A 22767-nucleotide genomic window follows, 5' to 3' on the forward strand; every position below is an offset into this window, starting at 1 on the left:
AACTCATTTGGAGAAATTGCCCGGTTTCTCTCCTCTGTTTCCCAGTAAACTCTCCATCTTTTAGCCGCCTCTCTTCCCGCGGCCATCATCTGTTTTCTGGAGTTCATCTTGCGTCTGTTCCACACCTCCGACTGGCACCTTGGGCAAAACCTGCACGGTCAGGAACGCGACTTCGAACACGCCTGTTTCCTTGACTGGCTGCTGCGTCAGTTGACCAGTGAAAAGCCCGACGTGCTGCTGATTGCCGGGGATATCTTCGACACGGTGAACCCGCCGGTCAAAGCCCAGGAGCGGCTGTACGACTTCATCGTCAGTGCCCATGAACAAAACGCCAATCTGACCATTGTGATGATCGCCGGCAACCACGACTCCGGTTCGCGTATCGAACTACCGGCGCCGCTGATGCGTCGGTTGCGCACCCATGCCCTGGGCCGGGTGTTGTGGCTGGACGACGGGCAATTGGACGTCGAGCGCTTGCTGCTGCCGTTGCCCGACGCCAAGGGCAAGGTCAAGGCCTGGTGCCTGGCCCTGCCATTCCTGCGGCCTGCCGAGGTGACCGGCGCACAACTGGGTGACGATTACCTGCGGGGCATCGGTCAGGTCCATGAATGGCTGATCGCCGCCGCCAACGACAAACGCAAGAAGGGCCAGGCACTGATCGCCATCAGCCACGCCCACATGGCCGGCGGCTCGGTGTCCGAGGATTCCGAGCGCAGCCTGATCATTGGCAACGCCGAGGCCCTGCCCGCCAGCCTGTTCGGCCCGAGCATCAGCTACGTCGCCCTCGGCCATTTGCACAAACCACAAAAGGTCAACGGCGAAGAGCGCATCCGCTACAGCGGCTCGCCGATTCCATTGTCATTTTCGGAAATCGGTTATCAGCATCAGATTCTCGATATCACCCTGGAAGGCGAAACCCTGGTCAAAGTCGAGCCACGGCTGATTCCCCGGGCCGTCAATCTGCAGCGCCTGGGCCCGGCACCCCTGGCCGATATTCTGGTGCAACTCAAGGACCTGCCGGACATCGACCTGTTGGCCGATGTCCAGCGCCAGCCCTGGCTGGAGGTGCGGGTGCGCCTCGATGAGCCGCAGCCTGACCTGCGCCATCAAGTGGAAACCGCCCTGCAAGGCAAAGCCGTGCGCCTGGTGCGGATCGCCGCCGAATACGCCGGCAACGGCGGCAGCACAAACGTCGATGACGGCGCCGCGTTGGTGGAACTGGATCAGTTGAGCCCGCAGGAATTGTTCAGCCGCGCCTGGCAGGACACCTACGGCAACGAAGTGGACGAACAGACTCTCAAGGATTTTGCCGTGCTGTTGCAAGACGTGCAGATGGAGGGCGAGCAGCCATGAAAATTCTCGCGATCCGTCTCAAGAACCTCGCGTCCCTGGCCGGGCCCTTCGAAATAGACTTCACCGCCGAACCGCTTGCCAGTGCAGGCCTGTTCGCCATCACCGGCCCCACAGGCGCCGGTAAAAGCACCCTGCTCGACGCGTTGTGCCTGGCGCTGTTCGGCGCCGTGCCGCGCCTCAACAACACCGGGCGCGACGCCAAGGTGCCGGACGCCGACGGCGAAATCGCTACGGGCGATCCGCGTACGCTGTTGCGCCGTGGTACTGGCGATGGTTACGCCGAAGTGGATTTTCGCGGCATCGACGGTCGTCGCTACCGGGCGCGCTGGGAAGCCAATCGCGCCCGGGAAAAGGCCGGTGGCAAGCTGCAAGCCAGCCGCCAGAGCCTGCGGGATCTGGACAACGATCAGTTGCTGGCGAGTCAGAAAGGCGAATACAAGGCCCAGCTCGAAGCCGCCCTGGGCTTGAACTTTGAACAGTTCACTCGTGCCGTGTTGCTGGCCCAGAGCGAGTTCAGTGCATTCCTCAAGGCCGACGACAACGACCGCAGCGAGCTGCTGGAAAAGCTCACTGATACGGCCCTGTATACCCGATTGGGCCGGCGCGCCTTCGACAAGGCCAAGCAAGCCAAAGAGTCCCACAAGCAATTGCAGGACCAGGCCACCGGCGTCACACCACTGGCCCCAGAGGCCCGCGCCGAACTGGACCAGCGCTTCAACGAAGCCCAGCAACAGCTCAAGACCCAACAGGCGCAACTCAAGCAACTGGAGCAGCAACACACCTGGCTCAAGGAACTGCGCCAGTTGCAAGAGCAACGGGCCAGCGCCGCCGAGCAACTGCAACAGGCCCAAACTGACTGGGACGCCCTGGCCGACGAACGCCTGAAGCTGACCCGCCTGGAACAACTCGCGCCGCAACGGCATCAGTTCATCCGCCAGACGGAACTGACCCGGCAGCTCGAACCCCTGGCGGTACAGGTTCAGCAGCTCACCCAGCAACAGATCGATCTGCATGAACGCCAGGCCGAGCTGGAGAAAGGCCTGGGCGTTGCGCAACTGGCGCTGACCGCAGCCCGACAACAAAGCACCGACAGCGCCCCCTTGCTGCGCCAGGCCTTTGAAGAACAAGGCACCCTCGCCCGCCTCGACAAGGAGGCTCGCCAAAGCGCCGAACGCCAGGAGCAGGCACAACACGCCTGTAGCGAAGGCCAGCGCACCATCGACACGCTGCTTGAGCAGCAAAAACAGGTGGCCGAGCGCTTGCAGCGAATCGCCGGGGAGCTAGAACAAAGCACTCACCTGGCGCCGTTGAGCGACGCCTGGCAGGCCTATCGTGATCGCCTCCAACAGCTGATGCTGATTGGCAATCGCCTGAACCAGGGTCAGGTTGAACTCGCCACCCTGGAGCAAAATGCCGCTCACGCCGCCGAGCACCTGGCAACCCACCGGCAAAACCTCGAAGTGCTCTACAAGGAAGCCGACGCCGAACCGCAAGCGGTGGCCGAGCAGATCCAGTTGCTCGCTAATCTGCTGCAAGACAATCGCAAGCAACTGCGTGCATTCGAGGATCTGACGCGGCTCTGGGCCAGCCAGCAAGAGCTGGACAAGCGAGGTGCCGAGCTTGAACAGCGCCAGCAACAGGCGTTGCAGGAACGCGACCGATTGGTACGCGAAGGCAGCGAAGCCAAGGCCGAACTGGCGATTGCCGAACAGACCCTGAGCGTCACCCGCCAACTGCTGGAGCGTCAGCGCCTGGCCCGCAGCGAAAGCGTCGAACAACTGCGTGAACAGCTCAAGGATGACCAGCCATGCCCGGTGTGTGGCAGCGTCGAGCATCCTTACCATCAGCCCGAAGCCTTGCTGCAAAGCCTGGGGCGTTTTGATGAAACCGAAGAGGCCAATGCACGCAAAGCCGTCGAGTCGCTCCATGAAAAAGTCATCGACCTGCGCGCGCAATACAGCGGCGTCATCGCCCAGCTCAAAGAACTCAAGCAGCAACAGGAACAGCTCGCCAGCCAGCATCAAAGTCTGGCGCCCGCCCTTGAAAGCCATCCGCTCTCGGCGCAACTGCTGGCCCAGGATGCGGCCAAACGCGACGCCTGGCTGGACCAGCAAAGCAGTCAGCTCAACCTGCGTATCAGTCAGGACGAACAACGCCAGGCCGCCCTGCTGACGCTGCAACAGGACGCCGCGCGCCTGGCGCAGCACTTGCGCGAGGCTGAAACTGCGCATCAGCAGGCATCACTGCACCTGAACAACCAACAGCAGGAGCTGGCCCGGGATCGCCAGCGCCTGGACGAGGAACTGAGCCACTTCAGTACGTTGTTGCCGGCAGACACACTACAGGCCCTGCGCACCGAGCCGGCCGCGACCTTCATGCAGCTTGACCAGCAGATTGCTCAACGCCTGGCGCACCTGGAACAGCAACGCGACGAACTCAGCGAGCAGCTTCAGCGTCAGCAGGCCCTGGAGAAAGAGCAGGATCGCCAGCAAACCCGCCTCCAGCAGTTGGAGTTGGCGCAACGGCAACTGAGCGCCCTGACGGAACAACAGCAGGCCTGCCAGCAGCGGCTCAAGCAATTGCTGGGCGAACACACCAGCGCCGAACAGTGGCAGCAGCAACTCGACCAAGCCCTGGAACAGGCCCACAGTGCCGAAACAGCGGCCAATCAACAACTGCAAGCGCTACGCCACAACCGGGTGGAACTGGCCGCCGAACTCAAGGCCCGCCAGGAACAGGCCCAAGCGCTGGACACTGAACACACAGCCCTGGCCGCCGGCATCGCACAATGGCGCGCCAGCCACCCGGAACTGGATGATGCCTCTCTGGCCGCCTTGCTTGACCTGGACGAGCAAAGCGTCGGCCAACTGCGCCAACAACTGCTCAACAGCGAAAAAGCCATTGAGCAAGCCCGCGTGTTGCTTACTGAACGCGAGCAGCGCCTGCAACAGCATCAGGCCCAGCACAACGGCAATCTGGAATCTGAACAACTGGCCCAGGCCCTCACCGAACTTCAAAGCCAATTTACCGCCAGCGAGCAGCGCTGCGCCGAACTACGCGCCGAACAGGCCGAGGACCAGCGCAGGCAGAACGCCAACCAGGCCCTGGCCCAGCAGATCGAACAGGCTTATACCGAGTACCAGCGCTGGGCACGGCTCGATGCGCTGATCGGTTCGGCCACCGGCGACCGCTTCCGCAAGCTGGCGCAGGCGTACAACCTCGATTTGCTGGTGCATCACGCCAACGTGCAGCTACGACAATTGGTGCGCCGCTACCGGCTCAAACGCGGTGGCAGCATGTTGGGGCTTCTGGTGATGGACACAGAGATGGGCGATGAGCTGCGCTCGGTGCATTCGTTGTCCGGCGGTGAAACCTTCCTGGTTTCCCTGGCCTTGGCGCTGGGCCTGGCCTCGATGGCGTCCAGCACGCTGAAAATCGAATCGCTGTTCATTGACGAAGGCTTTGGCAGCCTGGACCCCGAATCGCTGCAACTGGCCATGGATGCTCTCGACGGTTTGCAAGCCCAGGGACGCAAGGTTGCGGTGATTTCCCACGTGCAGGAAATGCATGAGCGGATCCCGGTGCAGATCCAGGTTCGTCGTCAAGGGAATGGCTTGAGTACCGTGGAGGTGAAATGAGCCGCGCCACGCTCTACTCGTTCCGGCGTTGTCCCTACGCGATGCGAGCGCGCATGGCGTTGCGCTACAGCGCGGTCGATTTGAACATTGTCGAAGTCAGCCTCAAGGCCAAGCCGCCCGAAATGCTGGCGCTTTCCAGCAAGGGTACGGTGCCGGTGCTGCAGGTCGATGGCAAGGTGATTGATGAAAGCCTGGAGATCATGCACTGGGCCCTGGCGCAGCACGATCCGGATAATTGGAGATTGCTTGGCGACCTCGAAGGCCAGGCGTTGACGGCCGCGTTGATCGAGGAAAACGACCAGGTCTTCAAGCTTCATCTGAACCGCTACAAATACCCTGAGCGCCATCCCGAGTATCCATTGGAACATTATCGGACCGAGGGCGAGGTCTTCTTGCGCAGGCTGGAAGCGTTGCTTGAAACCCGAGCATTTCTGACGGCGGATTACCAAAGCCTGGCTGACGTGGCACTGATGCCGTTCATACGGCAGTTTGCTCATGTCGACCGGGAATGGTTTGCCGCAGCGCCCTACCCTCGCCTACAGCGTTGGTTGCAAGGCTTGCTGGATTCCGAGTTGTTCGTGGCGATCATGGCCAAGTAATCACCACCACTTGGTGAACAGCCTCTGTGCTTGCTTCAGGCAGCCACGCTGCACATGCGCACCACTGCACAATCGATCTGAAAAGGCCCGAAGACGGCAAGCCTAGGCTTGACCGGCGGATTCCCCACCAACGCCCCCAAAGCCTTGGCGGTCAGGATGTTGTGCGCGATGTTGTGGTTGCACTCGATGGTCCGCGCCAGAGATCCCGCCGAGGCTTGCCCCAGACCCAGCAATGAAAAACCATTGGTGATGAACGCCAGGAATGCGATCACCCAAAACTTGCTTCTGTTCATGCGCCGACCGCCCCTTTTGCGGCGCCATGCTCGAGCGCGGCGCGGGCAACCGGGGAACCATAATGAACAGAAGGCCGGGCGGCCTGGAGAGAGGTTTCGACAGAGCCTTGGTATTGGGCACCGAGGCTGACCACCAACACCATCGCCACGTACAGGCCGATGGCGATGTACGCGCCGTGTCTGGCAGAAGATAGGATTGCGCTGGCCATGGGGTTCTCCGTGGGCATGTTTCAGTGCCCACAGAATCAATCAACTAAACCGATTTTAATAGCGACAAATACGCATAGTGTCTATCAGTTTTATTGATTACTAATCCAAACAGATCAGTCCCTAAGCAGGCTCAATAATCGCTCACGAGCAGCGTCCGGCTCGCCGGGGGTCGGCTGGGCGGCCGAAACAATGGGGGTGGAATAGAGAAACAGCAGCATCATTGCCAGACGCATCGCCATAGTGTCGATCTCTTGTTGGAGAAGGAGTCAATTTACTAGCGTCAAATTTAAACACATGGCCATGTGATATTACAGCGAGTTTTTCGTAGGAGCAGGCAAAGCCTGCGATTTTTTCTCTTTTTCAAAGATGAAAAGATCGCAGGCTTCAGTCTTCAGCGCGGTTCAGTGTTGGGTCTTGTGGTCCAGGGCGGCGTAGAAGTTGGCGCTCTGTTGCAGGTATTTTTCGGTATAGCTCTGGGTGCGATTTTTCTTGTCGCTGATTTCAATGTTGGCACTGGCTGGCAGCGCTACGGTGGCGGAGATAGCGGAAGCAGCGATCACGGAGAAGAGATTCAGATTCATGTCGATAGTCCTCGGATGAGTTGGCTTGCCTGCCCGGTTGGGCCGTGAAGCAAACTTACGCGCCGAGGCGTCTCGCTTTGAAATGCTTTGCAACACTAGCGAATATCAGTCTTGTTGATACAGCGACGCAAGCCCCGAAAATCGGGGCCTGCGCTTTACTGAGGGAGCATGAACTTCAAGTCACTCGGCGCATCCATCGCCAGCTTTTGCACGGTTTTACCCAGCAGGCCGGTCTTGGGGTCACGCTCGAGAACCACGATCTGGTTGCTCTTCTGATTGGCGATCAGCAGGAATTTCCCGCTCGGATCGAGGCTGAATTCCCGCGGATGATCCCCCTCCACAGAGCGGCGCTGAAGCTCTGTCAGCGTGCCGGCAGTCGGGTCGATGGCGAACACCAGCACTTCGTTGGTGGTGCCACGATTGCTGACGTACAGGAACTTGCCATCCTTGGAGGCATGCAGCGCTGCCGCCGCCCTACCGGGCTGTGGTTTGCCCGCTGCCAGGTCGACCAGTTGCCGCTGGGTCAAACGCCCGTCCTGATAATCGAACACCGCCACCTGGGCGCTCATTTCCATGGTCAGCCACGCATGCTTGCCGTCGGCGCTGAACAGCAGATGACGCGGGCCGCTGCCGGGCGGCAACTGCACGAAGGCTGGATCGGCGGCGGTCAGTGGCAGTTCGGGGTTGGCCTTGGGGTCGTAGCGGTAGATGAACACCTTGTCCGCCCCCAGGTCGCTGGCGAACACATACTTGCCATCGGGCGAAGACACGGCCGAGTGCACATGGGCGGACATCTGCCGCTCGGGATTGATCCGACTCGGTTGATGGCTGCTCAGTTGCACCACCGGCGACAGCTTACCGTCGGTTCCCACCGGCAACACCGCCAGGGTGCCTCCCGGGTCTTCCACCACCGAATAGTTGCTGACCAGCAAATGTCGACCATCGCCACTGAGGCTCGAATGAGTCGGTTCGTTGCCCAATGACTGCACCTGACTGATCAGGCTCAGCTCATGGGTCTTCGGGTCAATGGCGTAGCTGCTGACCTTACCCACCGGGTCTTTTTGCCCCGGCCCGTTTTCATTCACCACGAACAGCCGGCTCATGTCCCTGGAAAGGGTCAGCCACGATGGGTTGTCGGTCTTGATCACTTGCAACGGCTGGGCATCGAGCTGGCCGCTGCGGCTGTCGAATTGCAGGCGGTAGATGCCCTGACTCTGGCCGGCGGTATAGGAACCCACCAACAGTTGATGGCGCTCATCGGTCTCTGCCTGGACGCCCATGGCGCCCACGCTGCCGGCCATCAACAAGGGCCAGAAACTACGCATCCTCATGTGTGTCTTCCTCATCGTCGTGGCCGCTGGTCGCTTCCACGCACTCCAGGTGGTGGTCGCCCGAATCGCTGGTGATGATCCAGTGTTTCTTGACCTCGTCGAACGTCGCGGCCTCCATCTGCGCAGGCGTGAAGCGCCAATGCTCAAGGGTGCGACCGTTCATGCACTCGACGTGCAACTGGTCTTGTTCGTCGAGGGAAAAATCGAATGCGTGCAGCCCGTCGATGATCAGCATGTCGCAGGTTTCGAGGGCGTGCAGCAGGGTGTCGGTCAAGGCAGTCATGGCAATCAGTCGGTCGTTGGGAAAGTGCTCATGATAACCCAATGTGGGAGTGGGCCTTGGGCCAAAAGGTTCGAAAGCACGGTCAACTGCCAGCTCGCATCGCGAGCAGGCTCGCCCCGACAATTGGATTTGCGGCGAACACACATCTTGTATTCACCACCCATCCACTGTGGGAGCGAGCCTGCTCGCGATAGCGGCAGCCCATTGAACCTCAATGCAACTGCCTGACTGCGATCAGAGCGCCTCGCGCCCCGGCACCCCATCGACCAACCGCTGGATGCCCAACGGATTGGCGTTTTTCAAAGGCTCGGGCAACAGGCTGTCGGGGTAGTTCTGGAAGCACACCGGGCGCAGGAAACGATCGATCGCCAGCGTACCCACCGAAGTCCCACGGGCATCGGACGTCGCCGGGTAAGGCCCGCCATGGACCATCGAGTCGCAGACCTCGACGCCGGTTGGATAACCGTTGAGCAGGATGCGACCGACTTTTTGCTCCAGCAACGGAGTCAATTCTCTGAACTGCTCGAAATCCGCTGGCTCCCCGATCATGGTTGCAGTCAACTGACCGTGCAGGCCGTTCAGCGCGGCAGTGAGCTCGGCTGGGTCCGCCACTTCGACAAACACCGTGGTCGGGCCGAACACCTCTTCTTGCAGCGCCTCGTCACCGTTGATCAACAAGCTGGCGTCAGCCTTGAACAACTGCGGCTGGGCCTGGTTGCCCTGTTGCGCACGTCCGGCCAGATGTTCGATGCCCGGGTGAGCCAACAACTTCTGCAGGCCCTTGCCGTAGCTTTGCAGCGTGCCGGCGTTGAGCATGGTTTGCGGGGCCTGATCGCCGATCAGCGCGGCCACTTGTTGGGTGAAGGCGCTGAATTGCGGCGAGCGGATGCCGATCACCAGGCCGGGATTGGTGCAGAACTGACCACAGCCCTGTACCACCGAGGCGGTCAAATCGCGGGCGACGCTGTCGGCACGCTTTTCCAACGCTTGCGGCAACACGATCACCGGGTTGATGCTCGACATCTCGGCGAATACCGGGATCGGCTGGGGCCGCGCGGCGGCCATGTCGCACAGGGCGCGGCCGCCCTTGAGGGAACCGGTGAAGCCTACCGCCTGGATCGCCGGATGCTTGACCAGCCATTCGCCAACACCACCGCCGTAGATCATGTTGAATACGCCGGCGGGCATCGAGGTTTTTTCAGCCGCGCGGATAATCGCATCAGCCACCCATTCGGCCGTTGCCATGTGGCCGCTGTGGGCCTTGAACACCACCGGGCAACCCGCGGCCAGGGCCGACGCGGTGTCGCCACCTGCTGTAGAAAATGCCAGAGGAAAGTTACTGGCGCCAAACACCGCAACCGGCCCCAGGCCGATGCGGTACTGACGCAAGTCCGGACGCGGCAACGGTGTGCGTTCCGGCAGGGCCCGGTCGATGCGCGCGCCGTAGAAATCGCCGCGACGCAAGACCTTGGCGAACAGGCGCATCTGGCCGCTGGTGCGACCGCGCTCACCCTGGATCCGCGCCGCCGGCAAGGCGGTTTCCCGGCAGACCACGGCCACGAACTCATCGCCCAAGCCATCCAGCTCATCGGCAATGGCTTCGAGGAACTCGGCCCGGCGCACTGCGCTCAAGCTGCGGTAGGCCGGATAAGCGGCAGCCGCAGCCTTGGCGGCAGCGTCAACTTCTTCGGCCGTCGCCTGGACGAACTCATGGGGCAAGGCTTCGCCGCTGCTGGCGTCAAGGCTCTGCAAGCGTGTCTGGCCGGCCGCGCTGCGCGCGCCACCAATGTAGTTGTGGCCAAGGATCTGGTTCATCGAAAGTCTCCTTTAAAGTGTGCCGATAGTACCCGGGTTGAACACCGCGTCCACCGGGGCAATGCCGTTGACCAGCGGTGCGCCGAATTCGGTCTGGCTGATTTCGAACACATCCCCCGGTTGCGTGCGGATGCCGTCGGCGAACGACAGGGTCGCGGTGCCGAAAAAATGCACGTGCACGTCACCCGGACGCAGGAACTGACTGTACTTGAAATGGTGGAACTCAAGGTTTTCGAGGCTGTGGCACATGTTTGCCTCGCCACTGAGAAATTCGTTCTGCCACAGCACTTGGCCGTTGCGCAGGATACGACTGGTCCCGGAAAGATGTTGAGGCAGTTCACCCAGGCGAAGTTCCGGGCCAAAGCTGCAGCTGCGCAATTTCGAATGGGCCAGGTACAGGTAATTCTTGCGTTCCATCACATGATCGGAAAACTCGTTACCCACCGCAAAGCCCAGTCTGTATGGCTTAGCGTCGTGGCCGATGACATACAACCCGCTGATTTCCGGCTCTTCGCCGGCATCTTCGGCAAACGGCGGCAGCGGGAACGGATGGCCCGGACGGACCACGATGCTGCCGTCGCCCTTGTAGAACCACTCCGGTTGCACACCGGCCTGTCCGCTCTCAGGCTTACCGCCCTCCACGCCCCACTTGAAGATGCGCATGGTGTCGGTCATGGCTGTTTCGTCGCCGGCCTGCTGATGCATCTTGTCCCGGGCCGAAGCACTGCCCAGATGGGTCAGGCCGGTGCCGCTGACCAGCAGGTGCGCCGGGTCCGGGTGGTCCAGCGGAGGCAGAATGCGCAGTTCGCTGAGTAACTGCGGGTAATCATGAGCGGTTCCCAGGCCCAGGCTGTTGACGTGCTGCTCAAGCTTCACACCCGCCTCGATGGCCGCCAGAGCCAGGTCGCGCACGGTCCGGGCGCCCTGGACTTCGCGCACTTGCTCGCCATCGACCACGCCGACGCGGCGTTCGCCGTTATTCAATTCGAACTGAACTAAACGCATATTTTTCTCCCTGCAAACAAAGCTTGAATAACACGCTGATCCCTGTGGGAGCGAGCCTGCTCGCGATAGCATTGGGTCAGCAACATTGATGCGACTGATAGATCGCAATCGCGAGCAGGCTCGCTCCCACAGGGGATTTCAATCACCTCAGGTCCGCGTCGCCCCCCGGGCGCTGGCCGCGAACTGCTCCGCCGGCAGCACATGCTTGCGCTCCAGCAGGCGATACACCACGCCGGTCAACACCAGGCCGAACACCATCACGCAGGACAGGAAGTACAGCCCCGACGCCAGGTTGCCGGTGTATTCCTTCAGCGCACCGATCACGAACGGCCCGATGTAGCCACCCAGGTTGCCCACCGAGTTGATCAGCGCGATACCCGCCGCCGCACTGGCGCCGGCAAAGAAACGCCCCGGCAAGGTCCAGAACACCGCGGTGCAGGAAAACAGCGCGAACGCCACCAGGCACAGCGCCGCCAGCTGCAACACCGGTACCGTCAGCCAGGCACTGAGGAACAGACCGATGGCGCCCAGCACATAAAGCACGGCCAGATGACCGTAGCGATCGTTCAAGCGGTCGGAACTGCGAGGAATGATCAGCAAACCGATGATGCCGAAGATGTAGGGCACCGAAGACACGAAACCGGTCACCAGGTCAGTGCCGCCAAATTGCTTGATCAACGTGGGCAGCCACAGGCCCAGCCCGTAGATGCTCAGGGTCACCGGCAGATAGAACAGCGCCAGCAGCAGGACACGCTTGTCCTTCAAGGCGTGCAGCGGATTGCCGTGCCGGGTCTGGCCGTATTCCTCAAGGTCTTTTTTCAGTTCACCGGTCAGCCAGTCCTTTTCGGCCTGGTCCATCCACTTCACCTGTTGCGGACCATCCGGCAGATAACGCAGCACCGGCCAGGTCAGCAAGACCGCCGGCAGGCCGATGACGATGAACAACCACTGCCAGCCGTGCAAGCCCAGGATGCCGTCCATGCCCAGCAAGCCGCCGGAGACGGGGCCGGTGATCATCATGGCGATGGGCTGAGACAGAATGAACAGGCCCAGGATCTTGCCGCGATGGCGGACCGGGAACCATTGGGTGATGTAGTACAGCACGCCGGGGAAGAATCCGGCTTCCGCCGCGCCGAGCAGAAAGCGCATCACATAGAAGCTGTAAGGCCCTTGCACAAACGCCATGCCGATGGTGATGGCGCCCCAGGTGATCATGATCCGCGCGAACCAGCGCCGGGCACCGAAGCGTTCCAGCATCAGGTTGCTGGGGATCTCCAGCAGGAAGTAGCCAATGAAAAACAACCCGGCGCCCAGGCCGTAGGCGGCGTCGCCGATGCCGATGTCGGCGCCCATGTGCAGCTTGGCGAAACCCACGGCGGAACGGTCCACGTAGGCGATCAGGTATAGCAGGATCAGGAAAGGAATTAGTTTCAGCGTGATGCGGCGAATAAGCCGCAATTCCTGGCTCATGGGACCGGTCTCCGATTGTTGTTGTTATAGAACCCTGGGGGATTTCTCTGACCAATGAGCGCCAGGACAATCCCTCCGTTGAATCGGACTATATAGTAATACTATTTACCCAACAACACTTCCAAACAGAGCAAATTGCGCTTATGTTAGGCGCAAGCTAAAACCATATAGTCATACAATAAGAGAATCGATCATGTCTGATAAGAAACCCTCCCTGCGCTCGGCCCAATGGTTTGGCACCGCCGACAAAAACGGCTTCATGTACCGCAGTTGGATGAAAAATCAGGGCATCGCCGACCATCAGTTTCATGGCAAGCCAATCATCGGCATCTGCAACACCTGGTCGGAGCTGACGCCATGCAACGCGCACTTCCGGCAGATCGCCGAACACGTCAAGCGCGGCGTGATCGAGGCCGGGGGCTTCCCGGTGGAGTTTCCGGTGTTCTCCAACGGCGAATCGAACCTGCGCCCCACCGCCATGCTGACGCGCAACCTGGCGAGCATGGACGTGGAGGAAGCCATTCGCGGCAATCCGATTGACGGCGTGGTGCTGCTCACCGGTTGCGACAAGACCACCCCAGCCTTGCTGATGGGGGCAGCCAGTTGCGACGTGCCGGCCATTGTCGTTACCGGCGGACCGATGCTCAACGGCAAGCACAAGGGCCAGGACATCGGGTCGGGCACAGTGGTCTGGCAGTTGAGCGAACAGGTCAAGGCCGGCACCATCACGATCGATGATTTCCTTGCGGCCGAGGGCGGCATGTCCCGCTCGGCCGGGACCTGCAACACCATGGGCACCGCCTCGACCATGGCCTGCATGGCCGAAGCCCTCGGCACGTCCCTGCCGCACAACGCCGCGATTCCGGCGGTGGACGCGCGCCGTTATGTGCTGGCCCACATGTCCGGCATGCGTGCGGTGGAAATGGTCCGTGAAGACTTGAAGCTGTCGAAGATCCTGACCAAGGAGGCTTTCGAGAACGCCATCCGGGCCAACGCAGCCATCGGCGGCTCGACCAACGCGGTGATCCACCTCAAGGCCATTGCCGGACGCATCGGCGTGCAACTGGACCTGGACGACTGGACCCGCATCGGTCGAGGCATGCCGACCATCGTCGACCTGCAGCCGTCCGGGCGCTTCCTGATGGAGGAGTTCTATTACGCTGGTGGTTTACCCGCCGTGCTGCGCCGTCTCGGCGAAGCCAACCTGATCCCTAACCCCGACGCGTTGACCGTCAACGGCAAGAGCCTTGGCGAGAACACCAAGGACGCACCGATCTATGGCCAGGACGAAGTCATTCGCACCCTGGACAACCCGATCCGGGCCGACGGCGGTATCTGCGTGCTGCGCGGTAACCTGGCGCCCCTCGGCGCGGTACTCAAACCCTCCGCCGCCACGCCCGAGCTGATGCAACATCGTGGTCGCGCGGTGGTGTTCGAGAACTTCGACGAGTACAAGGCGCGGATCAATGATCCGGAGCTGGATGTCGATGCCAGCTCGATTCTGGTGATGAAGAACTGCGGGCCCAAGGGTTATCCAGGCATGGCCGAAGTGGGCAACATGGGCTTGCCGGCCAAGTTGCTGGCCCAGGGAGTGACCGACATGGTGCGTATCTCCGATGCGCGCATGAGCGGCACCGCCTACGGCACCGTGGTGCTGCATGTGGCCCCGGAAGCCGCAGCCGGCGGACCACTGGCGGCCGTGAAGGAAGGTGACTGGATCGAACTGGACTGCGCCAGCGGGCGTCTGCACCTGGACATTTGCGACGCCGAACTGGCCGCCCGCCTGGCCGACCTGCCGCCAGCGCAGAACCTGTTGGTGGGCGGCTACCGCCAGCTGTACATCGACCATGTGCTGCAAGCGGACCAGGGTTGTGACTTCGACTTCCTGGTCGGTTGCCGCGGCGCCGAGGTGCCGCGTCACTCCCACTGACCCCACTCATCCCCTTGCGCGAGCAAGCTTTTTGTGGGAGCTGAGCTTGCTCGCGATAGCGGTGTAACAGACAACAGAGATATTGACTGGCAGGGCCTCATCGCGAGCAAGCTCAGCTCCCACAAAGGCTCGCTCCCACAATGGGTTCGGGTGTACATCAAAATCGCACTAGCGACCCGCCCTCGCCGCGCCTGCTATCATGCGCTGCATCCCCTTCGCACAGGATCGCGCCACCCCCCATGGACTACCGTAAACCCTCCGACCGCAAAAGCATGCACGCGCGCATCGTCCAGGAACTGGGCATGCAGATCGTTTCCGGGCGGTTCAAACCCGACGATAAACTGCCCGCCGAAGCTTTGTTGTGCGAGGAGTATGCCGTCAGCCGTCCGGTGTTGCGCGAGGCCACGCGCGTGCTGGTAGCCAAGGGTCTGGTGTATTCGCGGCCACGGGTTGGCACGGTGGTCAAGGCGCGTCGGGAATGGCACATGCTCGACCCCGATGTGCTGCACTGGTTGATGCAAAGCAGCCCGCAGAATGAGTTCTTCAATCTGCTGACCAGCGTGCGCAGCATCATCGAGCCGGCCGCCGCGGCCCTCGCCGCACAGTTCGCCAACGATACCGACATCGCTGCCATCCGTGAGGCCTACCAGCGCATGGAGGCGGCACCGACCCCCGAGGCGGTGCTGCAACCGGACCTGGACTTCCACAGCCGCATCGCCGATGCCACCCACAACGACCTGCTCGCCAACCTGTGCAACATGTTGTCGGTGGCCATCGCCGAAGCCCTCAAGCACTCCAACCAGCGGCCCAACCTGCATGAACTGGCGATGCCGCGCCACAAGGCGATCCTCACCGCCATCGAGAACCGCGACGCCCTCGGCGCCCGCCATGCCACGCTGGTGCAGCTTGACGATGCCCGCAGCGCACTGAATGTGGTGCTGGGCGCCGATCCTTCCTGATCTTCCCTCCCGACGAGGCCAGGCATAACCCGCATTCGCCAGGGTGGTATTTATTTACCGCCCTCGCAGGAGCGGGATGTCGATACTTCCCTCGTCGTCACTCCCGGCGGCCATGAATTTATGAAAAGGATTTCATATGACCGCACCCGCTCCGGCCAATACGCTCCCCGCGTTGGCGCAAAGGGTCAGCCTGCTATTTGCCAGCCGCCCGACCTTCGAAGAAATCGCGCAACGCATGCTCGAGCAAGCCATCAAGGAAAAATACCCCTCGCTGACCTTCGACCTGTCCAAGACCCGATTGGCCACACCGGACCCAGCCTCTCGCGGCTTTACGCTCCAACCGTTCATGCCCCGCGTCCTCGAATACCTGGCCCTCGGCACGCCCGTGGATTTCACGGAGCGCGGTGGGCGTCGCTGTTTTCTTTCCGACGCACCGCCCCGCGAGCTCTCACCAGACGACGGGAAGCTGGACATCAAGGTCATCGAAAAACTGCTGCTTGAACTGCCTTGGACCGTACCGATCGGGCTGGAGGATGCGCTGACCCGCTATTGGAACGCCGGAATCGACACAAGCAATAACCTCAGCCGCTGGCGCTGGCTCAGCGATGCACTGAAGAACACGCTGTCTATCCGCAGGCTGCGACAACCCGGCCTCACTGACCAGGCGCGCGAAGCCCTGGACCAGATCGTCCGCTGGCCGGAGCGCGAGCAGCGCTTTCGCCGCAACAACCCATCCCCCGTCTACGCTTACAGCCTGGAAACCAAGCTCATCCGAGACGGCTCCAACACCGTGCTGACCGGCAGCGAAATTCTCCTGGACCACTCCAAAAAGGGCGTCACCCTCCTCCTGCTATGCAGCCCTGGCGGCGCCGTGCAGTCGTTTGCATCCCTGGAAGCCTTCAATCACCATTGGGGCGCACTGATCGCCAGCCGGTATGTGGTCGACACGCTCACCTGTCAACGCAACGAGATCAGTGGCAATGTCTTCGACACCCAGGCGGCTATGGTGCTGGAGCAGCAACTGGCCGACCTGAACGCAGTGCAGTTGCCTTCGCGGATTGGCCTGCAAGACCTGTCGACGCTCTACCAGGAGCTGAGCGACCCTGCCCGTTATCTGCTTGACGCGCCGCGTCTGACGCCGGAAACGTCGGCACGGATCAAGCCGCTGTTGCCCGACTGGTTGAAAAAAGCTTCCATCGTCGATCAAACGAAATTCCAGCACTGCAGCCTGACATTGGCCAGCGCGAAAAAACGCCACCAGGGCCGCACCTTTCTCAGCGACATTGAAGACATCAAGGCCTTTACCGCCGACGCCCTGCTCAAACAGATGCGGCAAACCAACGACAGCCACCCGGACAAGGCTCAACCCAGCCAATACCAGCCTGATGATATAGAACTGACCTTCAGCGTGGCGGCCGGTTATCCCGGGACCACAGGGATCATCGAAAAACGGACGATGAGCCTGACCGAGCTGGCCATCAACAACCTCATCGCCCGACCGAGTGCAAACCTGATCCTCAGCCATCGCTTGGGCCTGACGCTGCCCCGGTGGTTGACGCCGGACTTCATTACCCGCAAGAACGGGCTGATCGAACAGGTCGACATTGGTTCGGCCTATCCCCGCTACCTGCAACAACGGCTGTTGGACGATGTACCTCAAGCCCAGGAACGCCAGCGGATGTTTGCCGAACAGATTCCGGCACAGCTAACGCTTGAAGCCCTCCAGCAAATGCTCAACCACGAAAACGGTGTGACCCGCCAAGGACTGGGCCTGGTTGAAGCGCTCCTCAATCCCGACGCAGATAGCCAACAGGTCAGCGGCCAGTCGGTGGTCATCCGCCACCTGGCCTTCCTGCGCAAACCCGAGGCCCACCCCGACATCGTGAACAATATGTTCATTATCGAGCCGGAGGATGTCCAAACCGGACCGCACCTGCTGTATCGCCCACTTTACGCGCCCTCGTTGCAAGAGTTCCCGACGCGCGAGGCACTGCTGAAGGCCGTCGTCACCCCAGGGGACCTGCAAAAAAGCATCCTGACCTGGATGACTGATGCCGCACGGCCGATCTATGCCAATGGCGGCTTCCAGGAGCCGCACATCGTGCGGTTTTTCCAGGGCGATGAATTCAACCTCCCCGCCAAGCCCGCCCCTGCGACGCTGGCCATCGACGGTGCAAACGATGAACTGCGGCAGTTCCTGCGCAACGGCGAACTGATGCAGTATCTGTACGGCAGCAATGCCCGCGCCCTGATCTCCCAGGCCGACCGTGATTCAGTCTCCAACAGCGAGAGCCGCTGGGCCTTGCTCCTCAAGGGCGGCAGCCTGCTGTTCAATACGCTGCTGATGCCCTTACTGCGCGGTCCGGTGATGGTCACCTTCTGGCTGTGGAGCCTGATGGCCAGCGCCAGCCAGGATATCCCGGCCCTGAGCAGCGAAGACCCGGTGACCCGGGAACTGGCCGCTGTCGATCTGCTGCTCAACCTCGGCATGCTGGTACACCAGTTTCCCGCCATCAGCGCCTTGTCCCATGCACCGTTGCCCGATGCACTGAAGGAACAGGCGATGCGTCCTCCTGCGCCACGCACCATCCCTGAGCAATGGCCCGCGCCTGCGCCGCCCCGCATTCTCGAAGGGCCGGTGGGCTTGCCCGGCGAACACTTGCAGGGCGCCAGCAGGCACCTGGACCTCAGTTTCGCCAGCGCCGGGCAGCGCCTGACGCCGGAACAACGTAACCGGCTGCTGCGGCTACAGGTGCCACGCCCTACTTCAATGCCTGAACCGATCAAATATGGCCCCTATACAGGCTTGTACGTCATCCAGAACAAATGGCACGCACTGGTGGAAGACCAACTGTATCGGATCAGTCCGGAGCTGGACGGCAACACGGTGATCGTCGACCCGCAAGCTCCACGAGACCCGGATAAAAATGGTCCGGTGTTGAAATCGGATACCCAAGGCAACTGGTCCATGGATCTACGCCTGCGTCTGCGCGGGGGTATGCCCCCAAAGCGGGTGGCCGAACTGCGCAAGCTCAGGGCCCAGCGGGGGATGGAACTGAGCCGGGAGCTGGCGAATTATCATGCACAGGAAGCCGATAAGCTAAAGGCCGTGCAAGTTGCCCAGGAAGTCATGAGCAGAACTCAGGAAGGCGCCTTTACCGAGGAGCAACGTGCGGCAAAACGTACGCAGTTTTATGAATTGCTCCAGGACCAGACTGACGACTATCTGCGGCTGCTGAACAAAGCAACCGAATATGCCGGCCTTGACATGACATTGCCCCCGGAAATGCTTCGCGCCCTGATGGAAAACGTGGTCAACAATGCCCGTAAAGCCATTCTTGTCGTCGGCTTGGATCTAGTGGCCCTGGATACCGCCAATATCCATTTCATAAAAGACGGACCGGCGTTGAAGGAGGCTGTCAATGCCGACCCCGCAGGCTACTTTGCGTACCTCGACGCAATGAGCACCATCAACGATCGTACTATCTATTGGCTGGAACTCGAGGAGCGGCATCTGGACGCGTTATTGAACCTGGACGCCGAAGGCGCGCAGATATTCGAGCGGCTGACCAGTGCTCGTCCCCAGGAAGAAAGATCGGCGCTGGCCACCAAGGCCTTGCAGCTACCCATACTCGCCGCCCTGCTGATCAGAAACCCCGAGTCCGACCTTCCCGCCAGTCTGCATAAGCTCATCAAGCTCTTGCTGGAACAGGTGCGCTCCCACTCCGACCTGGGAACCTATGACCTGCCCCCTTCGGAGCGACTTGAAGTGCTGGAAAGCCTGACCGAAAACTATGGCGCCTCCCTTGATGCCATGCAGGGCATCAAGGCACTCAATGCCAGCGACATTGACCCATCCTATTTCGCCAGGCTGTTCAAGCTGATCGAACAGCTCTATGACGAAGCCTCCAAGACATTGTCCGCCGAGCTAAAACCGGCGCCGCAACCGCGCAAGCGTCCGCAAAAACGCACCAAAACGGCGAGCGGGCATCCGCAAAAAAAGGTGATCAAAACCCGTAAGGGCGGCGTGTTGATTGGTGATCTGAAACCCGCCGGCACCTCCCTGCCGATTGAAGTCGTCGAGTTACGCTCCGAAGTCGATGACGAGTTACTCGCCACGTATTCACAACACGATGACGTCTGGGACATCGTCGAAGTACAACGACCGGTTCCGCCACCACCGCGCACCAGAGCGATCAAAACGATCAAGAGCGATGCGCGCAAGCTGCTGGATCAACTGGACAACAGTTTACTGAGCGCAGAGCGGTATAAATCCCAGTGCCGCTTTCCTCAGGAAATCGAGGAGATCATGAACAATGAGGCGAGTCGCTACCGCAAACGCTGCGAAGAACTGGAAAGGGCCATCACCGCGTCGACAAAACCGCGCACACCAGCGGATCAGGCATTGATCGATGAACTGTCAAACGCAGCTTCCCGCCTGGCCACCCGGGGCAGCGCCCTGCGCACCGAACTGAGTTTCAAATTGCCGCCCACCGACAGCAACCTGCGCTACCTGTTCGAAAAGAACCTGATACAGGTTGCCCGGCTCGGCGAACGCAAAGCCTTGAAAAGCGAGCGCAAGGATTTCCTTCAGGAATACGCCATCAATGACCGCGACGGTTGGCCGCTGTGGTATGCGCATTTTCACTACGAAGCGGCCGATACGCCGAAAGCGGATTTCAGCGTCGCGCATCTGAAAACCAAGGAGCAACGCCGGGAGCACTATCACTCGATGCTGGCCAAGGCGAAAAGCCCTTATGCGGTGGTGAATGTGCATCGAGGACAGATCGGCAGGCCGTTGGCGCAGAGCAAGTTCTTGCCGTTGGCGCCTTGATCTCTGTTCAAAGGCTGGCGTAATACATGTGGCGAGGGAGCAAGCTCCCTCGCCACATGTATTAATGGGCAAACAACGACTTACTCTTCTGCCCTGCCATTTTTTCAGGCTTGATCAGGAACCGCGCCAGCGCCGGCAGCAGCCACAGTGCCCCGAACATGTTCCACAACAACATGAACGTCAGCATCAGCCCCATGTCGGCCTGGAACTTGATGGCCGAGAAGATCCAGGTGCACACACCGATGGCCAGGCACAGGCCAGTGAACAACACCGCCTTACCGGTGGACTTCAGCGTCTGGTAGTACGCCTCTTGCAACGGCAAGCCGGCCCGCAGGAAGCTTTCCAGGCGACTGTAGATATAGATGCCGTAGTCCACGCCTATCCCCACGCCAAGCGCCACCACTGGCAGCGTCGCGACCTTCACACCGATACCCATGAAGGCCATCAGGGCGTTCCCCAGCACCGAGGTCAGCACCAGCGGCAGCACGATGCACAGCGTCGCCGCCCAGGAACGGAAAGTGATCATGCACATGGTTGCCACACAGATGTACACCAGGACCAGAATGGTCAGTTCCGATTCCTTGATCACTTCGTTGGTTGCAGCTTCAATGCCGGCGTTACCGGCGGCGAGGATGAACTCCAGGCCGTCGCGATTATTTTCCTTGGCAAACTCCTGCACCACCTTCACGGCGCGGTCCAGGGTCTCGGCCTTGTGGTCGTTGAGGAAAACCAACACCGGGGCCACGGAACAGTTGTTGTTGTACAGGCCATCGGCCCGGGCAATGGAGTTGTTCAACACGTCTGGGTTACGCGACAGGGTTTCCCATTTCAGGTTGCCCTCGTTCATGCCCTTGATCATTTGCTTGGACACGGTGACCAGGGAGATCGCCGACTGCACCCCCTCGGTGTTCTGCATTTTCCACATCAGCTCGTCGATGGGAGCCATGGCTTCATAGCGTGAGCAGCCTTCAGCCTTGGTCTTGACCATCACCACCAGGACATCGGAGCTGGTGGAATAGTTGCTGATGATGAAGTTGTTGTCCTGGTTGTAGCGCGAGTCCGGACGCAACTCCGGCGCGCCCTGGTCCAGGTCACCGATCTTCAGGTTCTGGCTGTACCAGAGGCCGCCACCAAAGGCGATCAAGGCCAGGACGATCGACACCGGCGCGACTTTGGCGCTGGCAAACTTCGACAGCAGGCGCCAGAACGGGTGCTCACGCGTCGCATCCTTTTTGCTGCGCTCGATGGCACGCTTGCTGATGCCAACATAGGAAATCGCCACCGGCAACAGGATCAGGTTGGTGAACACAATCACCGCCACGCCGATGGACGCACCGAAGGCCAGTTCCCGGATCACGCCGATGTCGATGATCAGCAAGGTGATGAAGCCGACGGCATCCGCCAGGATTGCGATCATCCCCGGCAGGAACAACTGGCGGAATGTGCGCCGCGCCGCCGTCAGGGCGTTGTCCGCCTCACTGGATTGCAAAGCGATACCGTTGATTTTCTGCACGCCGTGGGAGATACCAATGGCGAAGATCAGAAACGGCACCAGCATCGAATAAGGATCGAGCCCGAAGCCGACGGCGTGCATCAGCCCCAACTGCCAGACCACGGCCACCAGAGTCGTGCTAAGCACTGCAATGGTGCTGCGCATGCAGTTGGTGAACCAGTACAGCAGCACCAGGGTAATGATGAAGGCCACGCCGAAGAACATGACCACCATGGTCAGGCCGTCGATCAAGTCACCGACCTTCTTGGCGAAGCCCACGATATGGATCTTTACGTTGGGGTTCTGGGCTTCAAACTTGTTGCGGATCTTGTCTTCGAGTTCGTGGGAGAACTTCTGATAATCCAGGGCCAGCAGCTTGCCCTGGTCCTGCGGGTCCGGATAGGACTCCAACAGCGGGATATCGATGATGCTCGATTTGAAATCGTTGGCTACCAGGCGTCCGACCTGGCCGGACTTGAGCACGTTGTTGCGTAACAGGTCGAGGCTGTCTGCCGAGCCGTCATAGCTCTGGGGAATCACCTCACCACCGGCAAAGCCCTCCTCCGTCACTTCGGTCCAGCGCACGCTCGGGCTCCACAACGACTTGAGGCCGGAGCGGTCGACGCCGGAAATGTAGAACACCTCGTCATGAATCTGGCGCAAGGTCTCCATGTAATCCTTGGAGAAAATGTCACCATTGGTGGCCTCCACGGAAATCCGCACCGTGTTGCCCAGGTTCGCCAAGTCATTGCGGTGTTCGAGCATCTTCTCGATGAAGGGGTGCTCGAGGGGGATCATCTTTTCGAAACTGGTGGACGGCCGGATCAGCGTGGCCTGCCAGAACAGGAAAATACTGACCAACAGGCAAATGACGATCACTGCCGGGCGGTTGTTGAAAATCAGGCGTTCGAGGAACGTCGCCTTGTCTTGGTGATGACTGCTCATGGGGTCCGCCTTCTTGTTATTGTGCCCGC

The 22767-nt window shown here is 60.7% G+C and carries 16 protein-coding genes; 6 read left to right on the forward strand and 10 right to left on the reverse strand.

The window, feature by feature from the left end:
* The first annotated feature begins 108 nt into the window (after nt 1-108).
* The 3 genes from PSH91_RS14175 to PSH91_RS14185 are packed head-to-tail and all read left to right on the forward strand — an operon-like array spanning nt 109 to nt 5590.
* Nucleotides 109-1353: an exonuclease SbcCD subunit D C-terminal domain-containing protein gene (locus tag PSH91_RS14175; RefSeq protein WP_047225793.1), complete on the forward strand. Its 1245-nt coding sequence runs from the start codon at nt 109-111 to the stop codon at nt 1351-1353.
* On the forward strand, nt 1350-4991 hold the full coding sequence (locus PSH91_RS14180) for an AAA family ATPase (RefSeq protein WP_305465970.1): 3642 nt from the start codon (nt 1350-1352) through the stop codon (nt 4989-4991). Before PSH91_RS14175 ends, PSH91_RS14180 begins: the two co-directional genes overlap by 4 nt.
* Nucleotides 4988-5590, forward strand: coding sequence for a glutathione S-transferase (locus PSH91_RS14185; RefSeq protein WP_188250805.1), 603 nt, complete (start codon nt 4988-4990; stop codon nt 5588-5590). The genes PSH91_RS14180 and PSH91_RS14185 overlap by 4 nt, the downstream gene beginning before the upstream one ends.
* A gap of 35 nt (nt 5591-5625) precedes the next feature.
* Here PSH91_RS14185 and PSH91_RS14190 read toward each other — a convergent pair whose 3' ends face one another.
* The 9 genes from PSH91_RS14190 to PSH91_RS14230 all read right to left on the reverse strand — a co-directional run bounded on the left by PSH91_RS14190 (nt 5626) and on the right by PSH91_RS14230 (nt 12578).
* Complete coding sequence (locus PSH91_RS14190) at nt 5626-5883, reverse strand: hypothetical protein (RefSeq protein ID WP_047225790.1); 258 nt, start codon at nt 5881-5883, stop codon at nt 5626-5628.
* Nucleotides 5880-6092, reverse strand: a complete 213-nt coding sequence (locus PSH91_RS14195; protein ID WP_047225789.1) for a hypothetical protein — start codon at nt 6090-6092, stop codon at nt 5880-5882. Before PSH91_RS14195 ends, PSH91_RS14190 begins: the two co-directional genes overlap by 4 nt.
* A 114-nt stretch (nt 6093-6206) precedes the next feature.
* Nucleotides 6207-6332, reverse strand: coding sequence for a hypothetical protein (locus PSH91_RS14200; RefSeq protein ID WP_256676792.1), 126 nt, complete (start codon nt 6330-6332; stop codon nt 6207-6209).
* 162 nt (nt 6333-6494) lie between these two features.
* Nucleotides 6495-6674 carry a hypothetical protein gene (locus PSH91_RS14205; protein WP_047225788.1) on the reverse strand — a complete coding sequence of 60 codons (180 nt, stop codon included), beginning with the start codon at nt 6672-6674 and terminating at the stop codon, nt 6495-6497.
* A gap of 155 nt (nt 6675-6829) precedes the next feature.
* Nucleotides 6830-8005 (reverse strand): lactonase family protein, encoded by a 1176-nt coding sequence (locus PSH91_RS14210; protein WP_305465973.1) that lies wholly within the window; start codon nt 8003-8005, stop codon nt 6830-6832.
* Nucleotides 7992-8288: a DUF5629 family protein gene (locus tag PSH91_RS14215; RefSeq protein WP_047225875.1), complete on the reverse strand. Its 297-nt coding sequence runs from the start codon at nt 8286-8288 to the stop codon at nt 7992-7994. The genes PSH91_RS14210 and PSH91_RS14215 overlap by 14 nt, the downstream gene beginning before the upstream one ends.
* Nucleotides 8289-8522: 234 nt before the next feature.
* Nucleotides 8523-10103 (reverse strand): aldehyde dehydrogenase (NADP(+)), encoded by a 1581-nt coding sequence (locus PSH91_RS14220; RefSeq protein WP_305465974.1) that lies wholly within the window; start codon nt 10101-10103, stop codon nt 8523-8525.
* Between the two features lie 12 nt (nt 10104-10115).
* Entirely contained in the window at nt 10116-11108 is a 993-nt protein-coding gene (gene araD1 / locus PSH91_RS14225) for an AraD1 family protein (RefSeq protein ID WP_305465975.1), read from the reverse strand.
* A 147-nt stretch (nt 11109-11255) separates the two neighbouring features.
* Complete coding sequence (locus tag PSH91_RS14230) at nt 11256-12578, reverse strand: MFS transporter (RefSeq protein ID WP_107322362.1); 1323 nt, start codon at nt 12576-12578, stop codon at nt 11256-11258.
* A 193-nt stretch (nt 12579-12771) separates the two neighbouring features.
* Here PSH91_RS14230 and PSH91_RS14235 point away from each other — a divergent pair, with 193 nt between their 5' ends.
* The 3 genes from PSH91_RS14235 to PSH91_RS14245 all read left to right on the forward strand — a co-directional run bounded on the left by PSH91_RS14235 (nt 12772) and on the right by PSH91_RS14245 (nt 20301).
* On the forward strand, nt 12772-14508 hold the full coding sequence (locus PSH91_RS14235) for an IlvD/Edd family dehydratase (protein ID WP_305465977.1): 1737 nt from the start codon (nt 12772-12774) through the stop codon (nt 14506-14508).
* 239 nt (nt 14509-14747) lie between these two features.
* Nucleotides 14748-15467 (forward strand): FadR/GntR family transcriptional regulator, encoded by a 720-nt coding sequence (locus PSH91_RS14240; RefSeq protein WP_047225782.1) that lies wholly within the window; start codon nt 14748-14750, stop codon nt 15465-15467.
* A 136-nt stretch (nt 15468-15603) separates the two neighbouring features.
* A complete protein-coding gene (locus PSH91_RS14245) occupies nt 15604-20301 on the forward strand; it encodes a dermonecrotic toxin domain-containing protein (protein ID WP_305465979.1) in 4698 nt (1565 codons plus the stop codon).
* Nucleotides 20302-20362: 61 nt separating this feature from the next.
* Here the strand turns inward: PSH91_RS14245 and PSH91_RS14250 are convergent, their stop codons facing one another.
* Nucleotides 20363-22738, reverse strand: a complete 2376-nt coding sequence (locus PSH91_RS14250; protein WP_139049966.1) for an RND family transporter — start codon at nt 22736-22738, stop codon at nt 20363-20365.
* Between the last annotated feature and the right edge of the window lie 29 nt (nt 22739-22767).

Source organism: Pseudomonas sp. FP1154, assembly GCF_030687245.1.
Classification (GTDB): Bacteria; Pseudomonadota; Gammaproteobacteria; order Pseudomonadales; family Pseudomonadaceae; genus Aquipseudomonas; species Aquipseudomonas rhizophila.